This window comes from Nitratireductor pacificus pht-3B (genome assembly GCF_000300335.1).
In the GTDB taxonomy this organism is placed as follows: domain Bacteria; phylum Pseudomonadota; class Alphaproteobacteria; order Rhizobiales; family Rhizobiaceae; genus Nitratireductor; species Nitratireductor pacificus.
Genome location: NZ_AMRM01000020.1, coordinates 28,325 through 46,329 on the forward strand (window position 1 = coordinate 28,325; position 18,005 = coordinate 46,329).

Here is an 18,005-nt window from a genome sequence, read left to right on the forward strand (position 1 = left end):
GCCCGCTTCCAGGCGTCGCATGGCCAGGGCGGCAAGCCGGCTCGGCGGCACAACGGCAAGGAAGTCCGCAAGAGGCTCCTTGCCCGGTCGCGACGTCACAATCCCGTATCGATCGACATCGATCCGGCCGCACCCCCGACCGGGATGCTCGTGTCGTCGGGATGAAGGTAACGCCTCGCCGCGCGGGCGACGGGGGCGGCGGCGGCCGGCCCCATGCGCCGCCCTTCGACAAGGTCGCGCTCGCTCTCGACCATGCGCTGGAGATTGTAGGCATTCGCGCAGCCCGGCGGCAGATGGGCGCCCAGGCCGGAAACGATTGTAAGCTCGGTTGCGGCCGGAGAAGGGCCGTCCGCCGGCTCCGCCAGGCATGCGTTGGGAACCAGCATTCCACCCCCGACGCTTTTCGCGGAGGCATTCGAGGGCGGCCCGTAGACATAGCTGTACCCCGAGGCCTGCTCCGGCATGTCGGGTTTGGCGTTAACGCAGCCGGCGGGCAGCGCCAGGACGATGAGAAAAGCGGCCTTCGTGGTGATCGAGCGGTCCAAATACGTGCTCCCCTTGCTACTTGATGATGAGCCCCATGGCCGACGAGTTCTTCGAGTGCCTCCGGGTACCTTTTCCCGCAGGGCGATCGCTGGGAGCGGCGAGAGTGTCGCTGACTGGCTCGACGAGATAGGGCGTGATCAGGATGACCAGCTCGGTCTCCTCCTTCTGGAAGCGCTGCGACTGGAACAGGGCTCCGAGAACCGGAACGTCGCCCAGCACGGGAAACTTCTCCAGATCGCGGGTGAATGTCTGCTGGAACAGACCGGCTATCGCAAAGGTCTGTCCACTGGCCACCTCGACGATCGTGTCGGCCTTGCGCACCACGAAGCTCGGCAGGTTGAAGCCGTTGGCGCCGATGGCGGATCCGCTTGTGGAAATCGAGCTGACTTCGGGCTTCACGTGCAGGCCGATCCGGTTGCGACCGATCAGCGTCGGCGTGAACGTGAGGGAGACGCCGAACGACTTGTACTGAACGGTGACCGTGTCGGACCCTTGCGGGACCGGGATGGGAATCTCGCCACCGGCCAGGAAGCTCGCCGTCTGACCGGTCACGGCCGTCAGGTTCGGCTCCGCCAGGATCTTGACGAGACCGTTGCGCTGAAGCGCTTCGATGAAGACCTCGAAATTGAAACCCGTGGCCTGCCCCAGCACCGCCCCGAGGCCCCCATCCTTGCTGGACGGCACGCCGTTGTTCTGCATGAGGCTGAATTCGAAGCCGCCCGACTTGTATCCCACCGACCAGTCGACCCCGTAGGACTGGAGCTCCTTGCGGGAGACCTCGGCGAAGCGGACGCGGATGTTGACCTGCTGGCCGCCTTGCATGGTGGTCGCATTGATCGGCGGCTGCCCGGGAGAGAAGGATCGCGCGACCTCGTCGACGTCGATGGCTTCATCGACGTTCCGCGCCTGGCCGACCGCCACCATCCGGTCCCCGAATATGGTCAGGTCTATCGACGAAGTGGGCTGCAACCTGTTTCGTGCGTCGCCCGCCGCGCGACCATCGGCCGAAACCCGGAAATGTGCCGTCGCCTCGATTCGCTGGTCGGCGGTGACGGCGATCAGATTGGTCGAGCCCGGTTTCAGGCCGAAGACATAGACGATGTCTGGCGAAACCACCTGGAGATCCGCAATCGTCGTGTCGGCGATCAGAACGGATTCGACCGGCTCGTTGAAACGCACGATGCGCCCCTGGCCGACGGGCAGATCGATGGTCGGTTCGCTTGGCAGAGGCGATGCATCCTGCGCATTTGCGGCCATCGGCATGCCGGCGAGCGCCAGCCAGAGCATCGCGAAAAGCCACGGCAAGATGCGCCTCTTCAGCGGCGGTTCGCCGGCGCTGCGCGGATCGGATTGAGCCTTGCCGCCTGCCACGCCGTATAAAGTCTGCCCGTTCGATCCCACGTAGCCCCCTTCTCGCCTCATGTTACGGTTTCTTGTGTCGCTCGATTTTCCATCGGCGGCAGCGCCCGGGCCTCCCGCCCCTCTCCGCTGCCGGTGTCCTTGACCGCGATCCCGGCGAGCGGCTGCACGCTGAACTCGGGAGCAAGTTCCTGGAATGACAGGACGGGCAGGACGATCCCGTTATGCAGCAAGAGGCTGCGCATATGTCGGCGCAGATCCATGGAGGTGAGCACCACGGGCAGCACGCCGGCGGACGTCTGTGCCAGCGCCTGGCCAATCTGCGTCGAGAGCGATTGCACCCGGTCGTCGAGCAGGTTCACGAAGGCGCCGGCCGAACTGTCCTGCACGGCCGCCCGCAGGACCTCCTCGGCGGACGGCTGCAGAATATAGGCCGCGATGACATTGTTCCGATCCGCGGCGCGGAAACTGATCTGCCGCTTCAACGCGGCACGAACATACTCGGCCAGCAGGACCACATCCTCCTCGCGCCGCCCCCATTCTATAAGCGCCTCGAGGATCGGCCGCAGATTGCCGATCGGCACGTTCTCGGCGACAAGCCTGCGCAGAACCTCCGAGATCTTCTGCAGGGGCAGCGCTTCCTGGACTTCCCTGACCAGATCGCCATAGTCCGCCTCCATTCCGGTCAGGAGTGTGCGCGCTTCCTGGATGCCGATGAAGTTTCCCGCATAGATCCGGAGCGCATGGTCGAGCCATTTGCAGGACATCTCGACCGAGGTCAGTGTCCTGACACCCGCCTCCTGCAACGCCGCCAGATGACGCGGCTCGACCCAGACGGTTTCGCGCTGGCCGATGACGGTCGGGCCCGTCCGGTAGTCGATCCCGAGCAGTTCCAGGTTGCTCGCGCTGCCCTCGACCAGAACGCCGTCATCCGGCACCTCGACATCGAATATCGGCGCGCCGTCGAGGTCGATGCGGATGCGCCAGGGCGCCAGATCGTCATCAACCTGGTAACCGATGCCCGGCACGTCGATGCCGAGATCCTCGAGCAGTTCCGTGCGGATGGTCGACGCCCGCCCGGCGAACTCCGCTTCCGGAACAGCCCGGCCGAGCGCGCTGCCGAAGCGGGCGACGAGCCGGGAAGGCTCCCGGGACACGGCCGTTCCCTTCGCGGCAAGGAGGGCACCACCTGCTTCCGCCTCCGCCTCGGCACTGACGATCCCGTCGTCTGCGGGGTGTTCCTGGTTCGCGGACCGCCGCGAGACATAGGCGCCGAAGCCGAACGCCGCTCCGAGAGCGAGGAAGGCGAACATCGGGAAGCCGGGCACGAGGCTGAGTCCGATCATGATCGCCGCGGCGACCGCAAGGGCGCGCGGATCGCGCAGCAATTGTCCGCTGATCTGCCTGGCAAGGTCGTCCTGCCCTTCCGCGCCGGCGACACGCGTCACGATCGTGCCCGCGCCGACGGCAACGAGCAGGGCGGGGATCTGCGCCACGAGGCCGTCGCCCACGGTCAGCAGCGAATAGGTCGATGCGGCCTCGCCGAGAGACATCCCATGCTGCAGCGTGCCGACCGTGAAGCCGCCGATCAGGTTGACGAGGATGATGATGATCCCCGCGATGACGTCGCCCTTGACGAACTTCATCGCGCCGTCCATCGCGCCGAAAAGCTGGCTCTCGCGCTCCAGCCGGTTGCGCAAGCGGCGCGCTTCCGCCTGGTCGATGTCGCCGTTGCGCAGCTCCGCATCGATGCTCATCTGCTTGCCAGGCAAGGCATCGAGCGTGAAACGCGCGGCCACTTCCGCGACGCGCTCGGCTCCCTTGGCGACGACGACGAACTGGGCGACGGTGATGATCAGGAAAACCACCAGCCCGACCGCGATGCTGCCGCCGACGACGAAGGCGCCGAATGCCGAGATGATCTCGCCGGCATCCGCCTGCGTGAGGATCAGCCTGGTGGTGGAGATGGTGATGGCCAGCCGGAACAGGGTGGACATCAGAATGACGGACGGCAGTGACGAGAATTCCAGGGGATGGGTCACGTAGAACGAGACCAGCAGGATCAGCACGCTGACGGCGATGTTCGCGGTGATCAACGTGTCGATGAGGAAGGTCGGCAGCGGGATGATGACCATCACGACGGCCGTGATCACCAGCATGGCGATGACGAGATCGCTGCGTTTCGACAGTTTGGTCAGCAGTCCGACGAGACGATCCGACATGGTTCAGACGCCGTCCCGGCCGGCGAGGAAATCGCGGAAGGCAAGCTGCGCTTCCGGCGCCCTGCCGGCGGCCAGAAGGGCCCTGCTCTTCAAGAGCGACAGAGACTGATGGTCCGTATCATCCATGGCTTCCAGTCTGGCGATTGTGGCGAGCGCCTTGTCGGCCTCGCCGTCGAGGATCAGCAAATAGGCCAGCGTCCTGAGAACGTCGGCGTTATCGGGAGAAAGCTGAGCGGCTATCAGCAGATAGGTCGCGCCGCGCTTCACCTGCCCATGGCTGCCGTAGAGATGGCCAAGAACATGCAGCAACTGGACCGTATCGCGCTCGCCCGTCAGACGTCGCCCCTCCCCTGCAAGCGGCCAAGCAACTCCCGGTGCCGGTCGATCTCGTCCCGCATCAGGCTCGTGGCGAGGATCTTCAACTGTTCGCCGCCGTCGAGCCGGGGGATGATCTCCGACACGAAATGCTGAAGAATCGGCACGGACCGCCGGAGGATCCCCGGTTCGGAAAGGCGCGGCATGACGAGATCGTTGAGGGCATCGTCTATGGATCTGGCGCCGGCGGCGACCCTGGCGTCAAGCTCCGCGACGTCCGCCTCCTCCGAAGCAGCCGACACGCTGGGCTTCCTGTCCCGTTCCGAGACTTTCTCCGAACCCTTCAGGCGGCGCCGGCCGACCGGCTGAGGACGCACGCTCTCGCCCGGGGGCGCCTCCTGTGTCGGCGGCGTGGCGCGCGCCGTGTTGAGCAACGGCCCGTCGAGACGGCGCGTCACGGATATTTGAGCGCGAAGCCGGCGCCCCCTTTCTCCAGCACCAGTTCTCTGTCCCCGATGCGTTTGATCAGCCAGCCGTCATTGGTGAAGGCGCCCTCGTGGTAGCGGGCGCCGTCTCCGGCGATGATGTAGGGCCGCTCGCCGTGCCAGATCGCCTGCAGGGTCAGGCGCGGCTCGCCCTGGGCACCGCTGCCGACGACCGCGTTCGAGACGAGCACCACGTCGGCGCCGAACGTCTGGTCGAACCAGGCCTGGGCGTTGGACCATAGGGCGCTTTGCGCCGCCGGCACCGTTCCCGCAACGATCAGGCGACCGCCGGTCTCTGCCACGTTCAACGTCTCGAGCCCAAGCTCGGCCAGCCGCACGCGAAGCCGCTCCGCCGCATCTCCGGCCGATCCCTGAGCGGCGGTTTCACGCGAATCTCCTTCGACGCTCGCTGTGGCGATCATCGCGTTTTCGCCGATTCCATCCTTGCCACCGGTCTCGGCGAGAGAAAGGCCGTTCGCCGCGACAAACACGGCGAAAGCCGCCATCAGGAGCATGGCGGCGGGCAATAGTCGCGCCATTCCTCCGGCGCGGCGCGGTGCAACGGCCGGGTTGGCCAGAAGCACCTGCGCGCCGCCGATCGCCGCATCGAAGGGCATTCCACAGCGGCGGCCATTGCCTTCGGGAACGACCCGGCCGTCCGCCAGGACGATATCACCGCCAACGGCCTCCACCTCCACATGGCTGCCCTTGAAGCGCAGGCGCGCATGAACTGCCGCGATGCCGGCATCATGCAGGACGATATCGGCTTCCGTGCTGGACCCGATGGTCAGGACCTGTCGGTCGAGCAAAGCGGAGGCGCCGGTATGCACCCCGCCCGTTACGCGAAAGGTAACTTCCCGCTCTCCTATGGATCGCAACCAATCAAGCACAGGGATCAGCGATGACGTCCTGATAAGAGATTCAATAGAAGCGATCTTCACCTATTCCTCTCACGAAAATTAATTTTTTGATTAACTAGGCACCTGCGCAATATAATCTTTATACGCGCAGATGCTTAGAAAATTGCTACATTCTCTCAGAAGCTTTTTTAGCTTCCTGAATAATTGCCATACGGGTATCGTGTCCAACTCTACTTTTTTGAAGACTTACATTATTCGCGAACGCTTCATCTTGAAGTTTGTTTAAGTCCATCAAGTGCTTTGCCGGATTGGATCCGGAAGCGCTGGTAGATCCTACACCATCACTCATAGTTTTCTCCTTGCTACTTGCTGCAATCGAAGGCACACCCTCAGGATGCTCGAAGCACCACGCTGGCACGTTATGCCTCGCGTCTCACAGACCATAATCCAATTGGATCGGCATCGCCCATCGATCATCTCCGGTAGATCGCAAAGCCGATCCCGCCCCCTCTACCGACACGAACGACAAGCAAACGCCTCCAGGAGCCCGGAAGCATCACCGAGGAAGCGCAGGTCCTGGGCGGCATAGGTGATCAGGAAGGCGGCGTAGAGGGCGAAGACGAGGCTGTATACGAGGGTCTTGGCGACGAGGGACAGCGCGAAGACGTTCAGGTGCGGCGATGCGCGCGCCAGAAAGGCGAAGACGATGTCGGACAGGAGGAGGCTGACGATCAAGGGGAACATCAGCGTCAACGCCATCATCAGGATGCGGGTCAGAAGATCGAGAAAGGCGAGCGCCGTCTCCTCGCTGAAACGCGGCAGCAGATGATCGAGCGGCCATAGCTCATAGCTGCCATAAAGGCTCTCGAGCGTCAGTTCGAGCCCTCCGGCCGCCAGGTAGACCATGATCATGACGACGGCGAGGAAGGTCCCGGTGATGCTCGTTTCGTAACTCATCGACGGATCGATCAGATTGCCCATCATGGAACCGCGCTGGAGATCGACAATATCGCCGGCCGCTTCGGCCGCCCAGAATGGAACGCCCAGAACGAGGGCCAGCACGAGCCCCACCAGCACCTCCTTGAAGAGGTAGAGGAGGATCATCATGGTCGCCATCTCGTTCCGCCCGAGTTCGTCGACGACCATCGGGAATATCGGAACGACGAGGGCGAGCGCCAAACCGGTGCGCAGCAATCCCGACAGACGAATGCGCGTGAAAAGAGGCATGATCGTCATGAGCGCGGCCATGCGGGCGGTCGCGACGCCGGCCGCCAGCACATAGGCCAGCAGATCGGTGAGCGGGGAAACCAGACCATTGGTCGGCAACGAAAAATCCTCAGCGGGTGGCGATCGGGAACTCGTCCAGAGCGGTGGAAGCCTGCCCCGCGACCTGCTGGCCGATCATCGGGCCGAAAACCAGAAGGACGACGAGGATCACCACGAGCTTCACCGTTTGCGGCAGGGACTGATCCTGGATCTGCGTCAGCGCCTGCGCCAGGCCGATGAAGAGCCCGATCGCCAGGGCGGCGATGATGACCGGCGACGAAACGAACAGAATGGTCAGAAGCGCGCCCTGAACCTTGGCGAGTACGAAATCCGTGCCCATCAATCTTCCTTCTGCAACAAGAGGCCCCGCGCGTCAGGCGTAGCTGAGGATCAGGCCGTGCATCAGCCGCGACCAGCCGTCGATGGCGACGAAGAGGAAAAGCTTCAGCGGGATCGAGATCAGCACGGGCGACACCATGATCATGCCGAGTGTCATCAGGATGTTGGCCACGACGATGTCGACGATGAGAAACGGCAGGTAGAGAAGAAAACCAATCTCGAAAGCGCGCGTCAGTTCGGAGGCGACAAATGCCGGCACGAGGATCGCCAGATCGTCGTTGCGCAAGTTCTCGCGCGCGCGCTCGGGCCAGAGGCGATCGGTCGCGTCGAGAAAGAACTGGCGCTCCTCGGGCCGGGTGAATCGCATCAGGTGCTGCTGCAGCGGCTCCCGGATCAGTTCGGCGGCGCGCGCGACATCATCGGCCGACTGGAGGACGATCTGCCGCTCCTCCATGCGCGTCGACACCTCGCTGATCAGAGGCGCGCTGACATAGGCGGTAAGCACCAGGGCGATGCCGTAGAGCACCATGTTGGGCGGCATCTGCTGAATGCCGAGGGCATTGCGGATCAGGAACAGCACCACCGATATCTTCAGGAAACCCGTCATCGTGACCACGGCGAGCGGCAACAGGCCGACAACGCCGATGGCGACGACGAGGCCGAGATAGTTCGGAGCGCCTTCAAGCATGGTCGAGAATGCGGACCAGCCGCACGCCCATCGCTTCGCCGATGCGAACGATCTCGCCGCGGCCGATGCGCTTGCCGTTGGCGATCACGTCGACCCCCGTCCCGGACGCTTCCGCAAGCGGGACGACCGTGCCGGGCGCAAGATCCGCCAACTCTCCAAGCGGCATGGTCTTGCGGCCGAGCTCGAACACCAGCGCGACGGGCACCCCGTCGAAATCCACATCCTCGACATCGCGTCCGGTCGCGGGGGATATCTTGTCTTCCATGATCCATTCCCATCTTGAGCCAATGGCGAGATTAAGCGGCGCGCCCAGGCGAATGCCGGCGTCGGTGCGATCGACCGGGGCGAGAAGATGATCGGCGACGATCAGCAGTCCTGTTGCCGCCTCTCCGGCGGTATCGTCGACGAGGACGACGTCGCCCGGTAGCAGCGCGCGCATCTCGCCGGCGCTGATCCGCGCGGCGCCGAAGCAATGCCGGACCGGCAGGAGCACATGGTTCGGTCGCGGCGGCGACCCGGTTCTGTGCTCAGCCAGCAATCGTCCGAGTGACGCCGCTGCGCTTCCGTCCTCGAAGCGCAGCGCACCCACGAAAAGTTCGCCGACTGCGCGGATCGTGAACGTCAAAGGCTCCACCTCGCCAGGGGGTGGGGCCTCTCCGATCGCCTCGATGGCGATGCGTTCGCCGAGTTTCTCTTCCAGCCAGACGAGTTCCCGGGAGAGATAAGATTCAAGCAGCATGGCCGCGTGCTCAGGCGCCAGGCGCGACAAAAGCACCACCGGATCGGCCCGGATCAGCCATGTCTCGACGAGCTGACGCGGGAGAAGCAGCGCGGCTTTCTTCTTCCCCAGCTTGAACGTCACGAGGCTGCAAGGGTGCGCGTCCGCCAGCGAAAGCCCCCATGCCGGCGTCAGGAAATGCTCGTCTCCGGCGATCGCCGCCCGCACCGACAAACCCCTTCGGTAAAAGACGTTCAGCGCCGCCACGTCAGCAGCGCAAACGGTTTCGAACGCGACCGATTCGCCATCGTCGGCGCGCACCGGCCGGCCCTTCGCCGAGCGCCGCGTCTTCTGCCCTTTCATCGTAACCGATGCTTCAGACGCTCGTCCGGTGTCGCGCGCTAAAGCTCTGGCCATCGCGGTCCCAATCGGTGTGTCTCCTCTTCGGTGGCCTCGGCCAGCACCGCCGCGCGGCGGACCTTTCGAGCGTCTGCCTTGTCCACCAGATGGCCGAGCTTGATCGTTGCCTTGTGGCAATGGTTCAGCTCGCGCTGCGCCGTCGACAGCTCCGACAGGCGAGCGGCCTCGTTCGCTGCCGCTTCGCGCTCCGCTTCCCGTAGCAGCTCAACCTCGCGCCTCGCGCGCCCGGGCCGCCCCTGGATTGTGTACATGTCCGCCAGCGAAGCAGCGGGCTTACTCATCAGCGCCTCCAAGGCGGCTTGTTCCGCTTCGGCGGCGCGATGCAGTTGCGCGGCGACCGCTGCGGCGGCGGCACCCTTTCGCGCCGTCGCTTCTTCGAGCTCCGCCTTTTTCCGGACCACGGTCTCCTCGGCGCGCCTTTGGCGCAATTGCCTCACTTCGCGCAGGCGACCGATGAGCTCATCGTCCCTCATCGACGATCTCCCGCATGCGTTGTCTCGTTTCGTCCAGCGTCTCGGCGCTGCGCGAGGATTGGCGCAGGAAGGCGTTGATGCGGTCGATCTTCGCCACAGCCTCGTCCGCCAGAGGATCGCTGCCCTCCTTGTACTCGCCGATCCGCATCAGCAGCTCGATGTCGGCGTGACGGGCAAGCAGCTCCCGGATGCGGGCGGCGTCGGCGCGATGCCGTTCCGGGACGACCGCATCCATGAGGCGGCTGCGGCTGCGCAGGACATCGACGGCCGGAAAGTGGTTGCGCTGCGCGAGCTCGTTCGACAGGAACACATGGCCGTCGAGGAGGGCCTGAATCTCCTCGGCGACCGGGTCCATCGTGCCGTCGCCCTCCATCAGCACGTTGTAGAGCCCGGTCACGGACCCGGTCCGGCCGGGACCGGAGCGCTCGAGGAGCCGCGGCAGCGCGGCGAACAGGGACGGCGGATAGCCGCGCCGCGTCGGCGGCTCGCCGGACGCCAGCCCGATCTCGCGCTGTGCCCGGGCAAAGCGCGTGACATTGTCCATCGCAAGCAGCACGTGCTGCCCCTTGTCCCGGAAATACTCGGCTATCGTGGTGGCGACATAGGCCGCCTTGACCCGCTCGATCGCGGGTCTGTCGGAGGTCGCGACGACGGTGACGACGCGGGCGCGCTGTTCCGGCCCGATCTGGCGATCGACGAACTCGCGCACCTCTCGGCCACGCTCGCCGACGAGAGCGACCACCACCACGTCGGCGTCGGTTCCCTTGATGATGTCCGAGAGCAACAGCGACTTGCCGACGCCCGGCGCGCCGAAGACGCCGACGCGCTGACCCCTGGCGCAGGTCAGAAGCCCGTCGAGCGCGCGGATGCCAAGCGCGATCGGCTCGGCGATCATCGCTCGCTCGAGCGGCTGCGGCGGGAAGGCGTTCACCGGATAGCGCCCGTCTATCCCCTCCTTCCGCAACGGCGCGCCGTCTAGGGGCTGTCCGAGCGCGTCGATCACCCGGCCCAGAAGGCCGGTGCCCACCGGTATGCGCAGTTCGTGGCCGGTCGGGACGACCTCCGTCAGGCTGGACAGCCCGCTTATGTCGCCCAATGGAACCAGAACCGCCGTGTCGTCCATGAAGCCGACGACCTCTGCCCTGGTGCGCCTGCCGGTCTTCGGATCGGCCAGCTCGCAGATTTCGCCGAGCCTCACCTCTTCGACGGACGCGTGGACGACGACGCCGGTGACCCGGAGGATGCGGCCGCCGCGCCTGCCACCACTCTCCTCGCGCAGGCCATGCCGCAGGTGCGGGAGGATCGTGGCAAGCCGGCTCTCAACACTCTCGTTCGGGTTGCCGCTCACGCGTCGTCCTCCGCTTTTCCGGTGAAGGCTGCCTTGAGCGCGTCGAGTTGCGTGTCAATGCTCGCATCGAGAACGGCGATATCCGTCGCAACGATGCAGGCTCCTTCGGCCAGCGTGCTGTCAAGCTGGAGCTCGACGGTCAATCCCAGCCCGCCGCCCTCCATCATGATGTCCAGCTCGTCGCGCACTTCCTCCGCGACGTCCGGGTGAACGGTCACCCTTATGTACTTGCCGCGGCGGATCTCGGCGACGGCCTGGCGCGCGGCCTTGGCGACAAGCAGGCCGACATCGAAGTCGCCGAGAACCCTGCGCACCACGTCCAGCGCCAGCCCGATCACCTCTTCCTGAAGCGTGCCGAGATAGCGGTCGACCTTGATCGCCGTTTCAACGACGAGGGTCGCCGCTTCCTCCTCGCCTCTGGCCTTTCCGTCGGCATAGCCTCGCGCGCAGTCGTCTGCGTATGCGCTTCGCGCATCCTGCCGCAGGCGCTCGCTCTCTTGCTGCGCCGCATGCAGAAGGGCGAAACCATCCTGCCACGCCTGTGCTTCCGCTGCCGGAAGGATGCGGCCGGCCGGTCGCGTCGGCAAAGCGTCGACCATCGTCGTTTTCTGATCCATCGCCTCACCCCACCGCCCGGCGAATGACGATCGGGCCGGCCTCGGCGAAATCTCCGATCGGGTTCTCGACAGCCATTTCCTCCGGCTCCAGCCGAAGGCGGACGCGGGCGCCGACCGCTTGCGGTACCGCGCGACACCAGGCCGCCAGGCAACGCCAGCCGTCGGCCGTCAGGCGATCTGGAAGTCCGTCCAGATCCTCGATTGGACGCACCGGTCCCGAAAGGTCGCGGTTGGCCATCGCGAATCCGCTCAGGTCGGTGCCGAGCACCGCATTGAGGGCGGCCGCGTCGGCGCTCATGATGATGCCGGCAAAGCTGCCGGCCCACCGTATGGCGCCGGCGCGAAGCACGATGTCCTGCAATTCCTCGCGCGTCGCCAGGGCAACGCGCCTATCCTTCTCGTCGACCTGGCCGGCCGGGAAGGAGCGCGGGATGTCATAGTGGCTCAGAAGCAGAGTTGTGAGCCGCGGCCGAAGGCGCTCCGCCGCAAGCATGTCCGCGCAGGCCGCGATGCCGATCGCGCCGTCGAAACAGGCAGCCAGCCTTCCCGGCCGGGCATAGTCCGCCGGGTCGTCCATGAAGGATCGCCATTCTGCGGAATCCGGTGTTGTCGCGGATTCGGCCGGCATCACAGCTTCTTCACGGGAAGCGACCCGTCGAGCGTGTAGGTGCCGCGCCGGCGGAAGCGCAGATAGGCGAGCCGGCCCCCCAATGCCAGGACGAGCCCGACAAGACCGAAAACGAGCCATGCGGCCGACGTCACGCTGTCGGGATGGAGCCAGAGGCCGAGAAAGCGCCTGAAAGGCGGCGCGGCGGCGGCATCTTCCGATGCCGTCGCGGCGACCGGCACCAGCACGACCGAAACATTGTCATAGGTCAGCCCGGAAATCCCGTTGGCGACCAGCATCTTCACCTGCGGAATGAGATCGGTCATCGCCGCGCTCTCGCGATGGCGGATGAAGACCGAAGCCGAGGAAGGCACCAGCCGCTGGCGAAGCGGATCGTTCTCCGGCAGCACCAGATGAACCCGCGCCGACAGGACGCCGTCGATGTCGGAAATCGTCCGCGACAGCTCCTGGCTGAGACCGTAGATCATTGCCGCCCGTTCCTCGACCGGCGAGGAAACCAGGCCGTCGCGCTTGAACACCTCGCCCAGCGTGGCGAATTCCTGCCGGGGAAGGCCGTTCTCCTCCATGATGGCGACGGCCTCGGCAAAGCTGCCCTTCTGCACCGAAACCGTCATCGTGCCGTCTTTCGCGAGCTGGCGCTGCGCGGGGATGCCCTGCCGCATCAGCACCGCCACGATCTCGTTTGCCTGGCGCTGGTCCAGGCCGGTGTAGAGCTCGACGGAGCAGCCCTGCAGGAGGAGCATACCGAAAAGGAACAGCGCGACGCGGCGACGCCGGACACAGCGGCGCCAAACCGGAAGCCAGGACAACAAAGCTTTCACGTTCACGAATGCACCATGGGATACCGCCGCCGACTACTGCTGCTTGACCAGGCTGTTGACGGACGAGGTCGCGGCTCCGACGCTGTTGACCGCAAGCGATACCTTGAAGGCAGCCCATGTGACGCTCGTGTATTGCTGCAGCAACCTGTCGATCGACGTATCGTTGATGCCGGCCGGCTCGCCCGTCTTGCCGGAGCCGGCCTGCGCGACAGCGTCGGGCTCTGCGGCATCGGCGGCGGCCTCCTGCCCCGCGCCAAGGCCATCGATGGGCACTTGGCCGCTGGTGGCCATCACTCGCTGGAAATCCTCCACCGAGGCGCCGATCGACTGGAAGGCGCTTCCCATGATCCCATGCAGGTCCGTCATCGGCCCCGCGACCTTCTCGGCATCGATGAGATACTCGAAGAGCGCGCGCTCCACGGCCGGTTCGACCCGCTCGGAACTGCCGGGCATTCCCTTGTCGAAAGCTGCGGAAAGCGTCGTCCCGGTTCCAGCCTTCTCCTTGGCGGCGGCGGCGTCCGGTCCACGCCCCTCGCCTTTCCCGGCCTTCGATACGGAGGTTCTTTCCTCCGTGCGCGCAGCGACGCCGCTGCCGGCCTGGGCGACGGTGACGCCCGAAAGCTGTTGCGGAACCGACCCGGCGAGAAGGCTTGCGAGCTGGGCGGACCCGATGGGGGCGATTTCCATGATGACCGGCCTTTCTATTGTGCCTTGTCGTTTGTGAAACTCTGCGCTTCGGCGCTGCGGCCGCGGAACACGCGCACCGAGGTCGCTTTCCGTTCGCCATCCACCGAGCGGTCCTGAGCCGTGTTGACGCCGAGCGTCTTCTGCACGAGGTCGACATAGGATGGGGGTCCAGAGACCGAGACGATGTTGTCGCTGCGCGAGAAGCGGATCGGGAAACGGACATCGGCGACCCCCAGCGCATCCAGGCGCTCGGCGGCGCCGGAGGCGGTGTTGGTACCCAGCCTGAAGACCTCGGTGCGGACTTCCGCCTCGGTCGCGACGTGAAGCACCGAGCCATCGAAATGCCACACCAGGCCGTAGCGCGTGCAAAGGTCATTGAGGAATTCGCGGGCGGTGGCCTGCGGCATGCCGGCACTGACGCGCCCGCGAATCTTGCCGCTGGCGCGAACGGGCACGCCGATGTTACGGCCGAACTCGGCCAGCACGTCATCAACAGCCTGATCGACGACGATGTATTTGTAGGGGCCCTCGGGCCAACGGGGCTCGGCCGCCATCGCGTCCAGGCTCACCGAACAGAGCAAGAGGCCGAGAACCTGGCAGATCAAGCGTGTCATAGACCGTGGATCGTCTTTCCATCATCAGCGAGTTGCGCGTCGGTGAATCCCGGGCCCATCCGTCGGTCACGATGACCCGGAAATCCGGCAACGGGGCCCGAAGGAAGGCTCTCGAACACTAGGCCAGCGCTCCCGAGCCGGAAAATCCATTTGGATCACGCTTGCGCTACCCGGAGCGTGTGATCAATTCAGGGAGAACCACACTCAGAGGACCGCCGGGAACGCCCGTCACTGGCATACGACAAGCAACCGCAATACTTCGAGGCAATGGAAGTGCCGGGCGAACTGGCCCGGCAAGAGGTATCTTCCATAAAGGTTCCAACCGGACGGTCGCTACTCGGCAGTGATCAATCGGCCCGAGCGTGTTTGTCCGCCTTCTGCCGGATCATCCGGGTTGGTCGATATATAACTTTCAAGGCGATCCATGCGGGTGCCCGCCGGGTTCAGGCACTGCTCGGCCGCAATCCGTTCGAGCATGTGTCGGTGTAGATCCGTGAGATCGGGCTTGGGCGCCGGCATCTTTGTCATGCAAGCGCCGCATTGCTTCTGCGCCGGCTTGTGCGCGGTCTGGCTACCGGCTTTCGCCATTGCTTCGAAACCGCGCCCGGTGCCTGTCGAGTGATTGCCCGCGGAACCGGGTTTCGTTCGCTGGGCCGCGACGCCAAACCTTGCTCCATCCAATTGTACGAGTGCCAAAGGTCATCTCCTCACTGCCAACGCATCGTTCTTCTCGACCATCGCGAAGGCCCCAGGGCACGCTCTCACCGAGAGCCAAGGCCCCACAATAACCATTGAGATAATACGGTGCCCGGCGATCATCACAATTATTATGAGACTTTAACGGAATGTCACATAGGCCAGTCGATACCATCATGAGAAGTGAAGGAATTTTGTGATATGCCGTTCGAACCCATCGGCGAGATGCCCATCTGGATGCCCAATGCCGACAACCATACCGCTCCTGTCGCTCGCACTAGAATTCGCCCTCAAGGTGCGTGGCGACGTTCGCGCTGCTACGCCCGGCAAGTCCCTGTTGGCGCAGATCCTCCTCGCGACCGCCTGCCTTCTCGCTGCATCTGCGGCCGTCGCCGAAAGCCGCTACGATCCCAGAACCTGGAGTTTCGACCCGGCACGGGGCACCGTGATTTCCCCGTCGGAGCTTGAAGCATCCGCCCCGTCCCCGGAGAGGCGGCCGGCGGCTCGCCCACAACTCGTTTCCTTTCAGGATGCGCATCCCGCCGGCTCGATCGTCGTCCGTACGTCCGAGCGGTGGCTCTATCTCGTCCTGGGCGGCGGCAAGGCGCTCAGATATGCGGTGGGGGTGGGGCGCGAAGGGTTCGAGTGGTCCGGGAGCGACCGCATCTCGGCAAAGAAGGAATGGCCGGACTGGAGGCCCCCCGCCGAGATGAGGAGGCGCGAGGCGGCCATGGGACGCCAGCTTCCGGCCCATGTCGCGGGCGGGCCTGACAACCCGCTGGGTGCGCGCGCGCTGTATATCGGCGACACGCTCTATCGCATCCACGGCACCAACCAGCCCTGGACCGTCGGCGAGGCGAATTCCTCCGGCTGTATCCGCATGACGAACGACGATGTAATCGACCTCTACGGAAGGGTTTCCGTCGGCGCGCGGGTGACCGTCCAGGACTGACCGCGGCGCGCCGGCGGCAGCAACAGAACCCCAAAAATTCCCGCGGCGGCTCCTCACGCCCCTCTGGAGCGAAGACGCGCGCGCGGCCGGAAGATCTCGGTCGCGAGCGCCCGCCCCGCGTCGGGAGCCGAAATACGGCGCCCGCGCGTTGATATTGTGACTATCTTGTGATCACATAGTATAGATATCACAAATCTGTAGCCGCCGACCGCTACTCTCCAGCATTCGAAAGAGCCGAGCACCGAATACAGCCAGAACATAGTCACAGGGAGGATCACATGTCCGCTTGCACCGTCGGAGGCAGCCCGGAGAGAACGGGCTGCGGCATGCAGTCAAGCCTTCTGACCGTCCTGTCGCTGTCGGCCGGCCTGACGGCCGCGTGCAGCTACTACAATCAATCCATGCTCGGCAACATTTCCGACGATTTCGGCCTGAGCGCATCCATCGTGGTTCTCGTTCCGGCACTGACGCAGCTCGGAAATGCCCTCGGGGTTCTGCTGATCGCACCGATGGGCGACAGCGTCGATCGCAAGAAGCTCCTGATCCTGACGATATCCTGCCTGGTCCTGGCGCTCACAATGGCGGCCGTCGCGCCCAGCTTTCATTGGCTTGCGGCCGCCAGTTTCCTGATCGGGCTCACCGCCTCGGTCCCGCAACAGCTTGTCCCGCTGTCCGTCCACCTGGCGTCCCCGCAGGCCAGGGGCAGGGTAACGGGCATCATGCTGAGCGGCATTCTGATCGGGCTGCTCTTCTCACGCGCGATCAGCGGTTTCGTCGCCGATCACTGGAACTGGCGGGCGATGTTTCTGCTCGCCGCCATCTCCATCGCTGCCGTCACCGCTCTTCTGGCCCGGCGCCTGCCGCGCACCGCCCCGGCCGGCCAGATCACATATGCGGAGCTGATCGGTTCGCTGCGCTCACTGATAGTCGCCCATCCGTGTCTGCTGCGCATCTCTTGCGCCCAGGCCCTCCTTTTCTCCGCCCTTCTCGGCTTCTGGTCCACATTGCCGCTGACCGTGCAGGACGGACCGGACGGGCTGAGCAGCGCCGGGATCGGCGCCATCGGCCTTGCCGGCATCGGGGGCGTGATCGCGGCATCCTACGCCGGCCGCTGCGCGGACAGATATGGCGCCGGCCGCATCGCCTCGAGCGGGCTTTTCATCGTGTTGTCCTCATTCGTCTTCCTTGCCTATTCCGGCACCGCGGTGTGGTCGATGGTCATCGGCCTGTTTCTAATGGACGCCGGCGTTCAGGCGTCGCATGCCGCCAATCAATCCCGGGTCTGCGCGCTGGACCCCGCCGCCCGAAACCGGCTCAACACCGTATTCATGGCAAGCGTGCTCATCGGCGGGTCCCTCGGCGCGATTCTGGGCGGCATGGTATTCGCCTGGCTCGGCTGGCTGGGCGTGTGCGGGCTCGGCATGGCCGCCATAAGCCTGTCATACCTGCTGCTGCCCGGATCCGTTCCTCTTGCAGGCGAGCGCCAGCTCACGGTTCCGGCAAAAGCCGGAACCGGCGTGTGATCCATCAGCGCTCCTGGCACTTACGCGACAGGTCGGAAATTGACCTTGGAGGTAATCGCCACCGCCGCAGCGCCTACCTATGGTATCGATGGGGCGGGGCTTTCATCATGAACCGTGATGATAATGGAGGTGTTGCGCGTTGATCCCGCAACAAGAATGCAGCCCTTGCGTGCCCGGCACCATTCTCATGAAACGATCGGCAGTGGAGAAACACGCCTTTCCACTCGGACATGGCGAGGGTTCCGGTCGTTTCACGCGGCATCAGCACTGCAGGGTGCCCACCCTGCATGCCGGGGCATTCAGGCACAGAAACTCCGGCCGATCACAGCACTCATCGTAGCTTCCACCACTCTCTGACGGGAGCGTCCACCGGCAAGGCCTGCCCTTCATCCAGTCTCGGCGGATCTCTCAACGGAAAAGCTCAGGGG

General features: G+C 64.8%; 21 protein-coding genes. 2 read left to right on the top strand and 19 right to left on the bottom strand.

Annotated features, from left to right (window positions below):
• Positions 1 to 95: 95 nt before the first annotated feature.
• The 19 genes from NA2_RS16580 to NA2_RS22010 all read right to left on the bottom strand — a co-directional run bounded on the left by NA2_RS16580 (position 96) and on the right by NA2_RS22010 (position 15,102).
• Positions 96 to 545 carry a hypothetical protein gene (locus NA2_RS16580; protein WP_008598190.1) on the bottom strand — a complete coding sequence of 150 codons (450 nt, stop codon included), beginning with the start codon at positions 543 to 545 and terminating at the stop codon, positions 96 to 98.
• A 16-nt stretch (positions 546 to 561) separates the two neighbouring features.
• On the bottom strand, positions 562 to 1,968 hold the full coding sequence (locus NA2_RS16585; RefSeq protein WP_157188270.1) for a type II and III secretion system protein family protein: 1,407 nt from the start codon (positions 1,966 to 1,968) through the stop codon (positions 562 to 564).
• Positions 1,965 to 4,127 carry a type III secretion system export apparatus subunit SctV gene (sctV, locus tag NA2_RS16590; protein ID WP_008598192.1) on the bottom strand — a complete coding sequence of 721 codons (2,163 nt, stop codon included), beginning with the start codon at positions 4,125 to 4,127 and terminating at the stop codon, positions 1,965 to 1,967. Before sctV ends, NA2_RS16585 begins: the two co-directional genes overlap by 4 nt.
• A gap of 3 nt (positions 4,128 to 4,130) precedes the next feature.
• Positions 4,131 to 4,436, bottom strand: coding sequence for a tetratricopeptide repeat protein (locus NA2_RS16595; protein WP_008598193.1), 306 nt, complete (start codon positions 4,434 to 4,436; stop codon positions 4,131 to 4,133).
• 23 nt (positions 4,437 to 4,459) lie between these two features.
• Positions 4,460 to 4,900, bottom strand: a complete 441-nt coding sequence (locus tag NA2_RS16600) for a hypothetical protein (protein ID WP_008598194.1) — start codon at positions 4,898 to 4,900, stop codon at positions 4,460 to 4,462.
• Positions 4,897 to 5,868, bottom strand: a complete 972-nt coding sequence (locus NA2_RS16605; RefSeq protein WP_081582708.1) for a SctD/MshK family protein — start codon at positions 5,866 to 5,868, stop codon at positions 4,897 to 4,899. The genes NA2_RS16600 and NA2_RS16605 overlap by 4 nt, the downstream gene beginning before the upstream one ends.
• An 85-nt stretch (positions 5,869 to 5,953) precedes the next feature.
• A complete protein-coding gene (locus NA2_RS22005) occupies positions 5,954 to 6,136 on the bottom strand; it encodes a hypothetical protein (RefSeq protein WP_157188271.1) in 183 nt (60 codons plus the stop codon).
• Positions 6,137 to 6,297: 161 nt separating this feature from the next.
• Positions 6,298 to 7,113 (bottom strand): type III secretion system export apparatus subunit SctT, encoded by an 816-nt coding sequence (sctT, locus tag NA2_RS16610; RefSeq protein WP_008598196.1) that lies wholly within the window; start codon positions 7,111 to 7,113, stop codon positions 6,298 to 6,300.
• A gap of 10 nt (positions 7,114 to 7,123) precedes the next feature.
• Positions 7,124 to 7,393 (bottom strand): EscS/YscS/HrcS family type III secretion system export apparatus protein, encoded by a 270-nt coding sequence (locus NA2_RS16615; protein WP_008598197.1) that lies wholly within the window; start codon positions 7,391 to 7,393, stop codon positions 7,124 to 7,126.
• Between the two features lie 33 nt (positions 7,394 to 7,426).
• The gene (gene sctR / locus NA2_RS16620) at positions 7,427 to 8,080 is read right to left on the bottom strand and encodes a type III secretion system export apparatus subunit SctR (protein WP_008598198.1); all 654 of its coding nucleotides are present in this window, start codon (positions 8,078 to 8,080) and stop codon (positions 7,427 to 7,429) included.
• Entirely contained in the window at positions 8,073 to 9,119 is a 1,047-nt protein-coding gene (gene sctQ / locus NA2_RS16625; RefSeq protein WP_157188272.1) for a type III secretion system cytoplasmic ring protein SctQ, read from the bottom strand. The genes sctR and sctQ overlap by 8 nt, the downstream gene beginning before the upstream one ends.
• Before the next feature lie 80 nt (positions 9,120 to 9,199).
• Positions 9,200 to 9,691 carry a hypothetical protein gene (locus tag NA2_RS16630; protein WP_008598200.1) on the bottom strand — a complete coding sequence of 164 codons (492 nt, stop codon included), beginning with the start codon at positions 9,689 to 9,691 and terminating at the stop codon, positions 9,200 to 9,202.
• Positions 9,678 to 11,039, bottom strand: coding sequence for a FliI/YscN family ATPase (locus NA2_RS16635; RefSeq protein WP_008598201.1), 1,362 nt, complete (start codon positions 11,037 to 11,039; stop codon positions 9,678 to 9,680). The genes NA2_RS16630 and NA2_RS16635 overlap by 14 nt, the downstream gene beginning before the upstream one ends.
• The gene (gene sctL / locus NA2_RS16640) at positions 11,036 to 11,656 is read right to left on the bottom strand and encodes a type III secretion system stator protein SctL (RefSeq protein WP_157188273.1); all 621 of its coding nucleotides are present in this window, start codon (positions 11,654 to 11,656) and stop codon (positions 11,036 to 11,038) included. Before sctL ends, NA2_RS16635 begins: the two co-directional genes overlap by 4 nt.
• Positions 11,657 to 11,660: 4 nt before the next feature.
• A complete protein-coding gene (locus NA2_RS16645; RefSeq protein ID WP_157188274.1) occupies positions 11,661 to 12,233 on the bottom strand; it encodes a SctK family type III secretion system sorting platform protein in 573 nt (190 codons plus the stop codon).
• Positions 12,234 to 12,283: 50 nt separating this feature from the next.
• Entirely contained in the window at positions 12,284 to 13,093 is an 810-nt protein-coding gene (sctJ, locus tag NA2_RS16650; protein ID WP_008598204.1) for a type III secretion system inner membrane ring lipoprotein SctJ, read from the bottom strand.
• Positions 13,094 to 13,138: 45 nt separating this feature from the next.
• Positions 13,139 to 13,792 (bottom strand): hypothetical protein, encoded by a 654-nt coding sequence (locus NA2_RS16655; protein ID WP_008598205.1) that lies wholly within the window; start codon positions 13,790 to 13,792, stop codon positions 13,139 to 13,141.
• 14 nt (positions 13,793 to 13,806) lie between these two features.
• Complete coding sequence (locus tag NA2_RS16660) at positions 13,807 to 14,406, bottom strand: type III secretion protein (protein WP_008598206.1); 600 nt, start codon at positions 14,404 to 14,406, stop codon at positions 13,807 to 13,809.
• A gap of 333 nt (positions 14,407 to 14,739) precedes the next feature.
• Complete coding sequence (locus tag NA2_RS22010; RefSeq protein WP_157188275.1) at positions 14,740 to 15,102, bottom strand: hypothetical protein; 363 nt, start codon at positions 15,100 to 15,102, stop codon at positions 14,740 to 14,742.
• Positions 15,103 to 15,346: 244 nt separating this feature from the next.
• On the opposite strand from NA2_RS22010, the gene NA2_RS16665 reads away from it, so the two are divergent.
• Positions 15,347 to 16,054: a L,D-transpeptidase gene (locus NA2_RS16665; RefSeq protein WP_008598207.1), complete on the top strand. Its 708-nt coding sequence runs from the start codon at positions 15,347 to 15,349 to the stop codon at positions 16,052 to 16,054.
• Between the two features lie 326 nt (positions 16,055 to 16,380).
• Positions 16,381 to 17,577: an MFS transporter gene (locus NA2_RS16670; RefSeq protein ID WP_008598208.1), complete on the top strand. Its 1,197-nt coding sequence runs from the start codon at positions 16,381 to 16,383 to the stop codon at positions 17,575 to 17,577.
• The last annotated feature ends 428 nt before the right edge of the window (positions 17,578 to 18,005 follow it).

Excerpts from the sequence above, each read along its gene's own strand:
- NA2_RS16655 (WP_008598205.1), bottom strand. The coding sequence starts at position 13,792 with ATGGAAATCGCCCCCATCGGGTCCGCCCAGCTCGCAAGCCTTCTCGCC.
- NA2_RS16630 (WP_008598200.1), bottom strand. The coding sequence starts at position 9,691 with ATGAGGGACGATGAGCTCATCGGTCGCCTGCGCGAAGTGAGGCAATTG.
- NA2_RS16660 (WP_008598206.1), bottom strand. The coding sequence starts at position 14,406 with ATGACACGCTTGATCTGCCAGGTTCTCGGCCTCTTGCTCTGTTCGGTG.
- sctL (WP_157188273.1), bottom strand. The coding sequence starts at position 11,656 with ATGGATCAGAAAACGACGATGGTCGACGCTTTGCCGACGCGACCGGCC.
- NA2_RS16665 (WP_008598207.1), top strand. The coding sequence starts at position 15,347 with ATGCCGACAACCATACCGCTCCTGTCGCTCGCACTAGAATTCGCCCTC.
- sctR (WP_008598198.1), bottom strand. The coding sequence starts at position 8,080 with ATGCTTGAAGGCGCTCCGAACTATCTCGGCCTCGTCGTCGCCATCGGC.
- NA2_RS22005 (WP_157188271.1), bottom strand. The coding sequence starts at position 6,136 with ATGAGTGATGGTGTAGGATCTACCAGCGCTTCCGGATCCAATCCGGCA.
- NA2_RS16645 (WP_157188274.1), bottom strand. The coding sequence starts at position 12,233 with ATGGACGACCCGGCGGACTATGCCCGGCCGGGAAGGCTGGCTGCCTGT.
- NA2_RS16585 (WP_157188270.1), bottom strand. The coding sequence starts at position 1,968 with ATGAGGCGAGAAGGGGGCTACGTGGGATCGAACGGGCAGACTTTATAC.
- NA2_RS16615 (WP_008598197.1), bottom strand. The coding sequence starts at position 7,393 with ATGGGCACGGATTTCGTACTCGCCAAGGTTCAGGGCGCGCTTCTGACC.
- sctV (WP_008598192.1), bottom strand. The coding sequence starts at position 4,127 with ATGTCGGATCGTCTCGTCGGACTGCTGACCAAACTGTCGAAACGCAGC.
- NA2_RS16670 (WP_008598208.1), top strand. The coding sequence starts at position 16,381 with ATGCAGTCAAGCCTTCTGACCGTCCTGTCGCTGTCGGCCGGCCTGACG.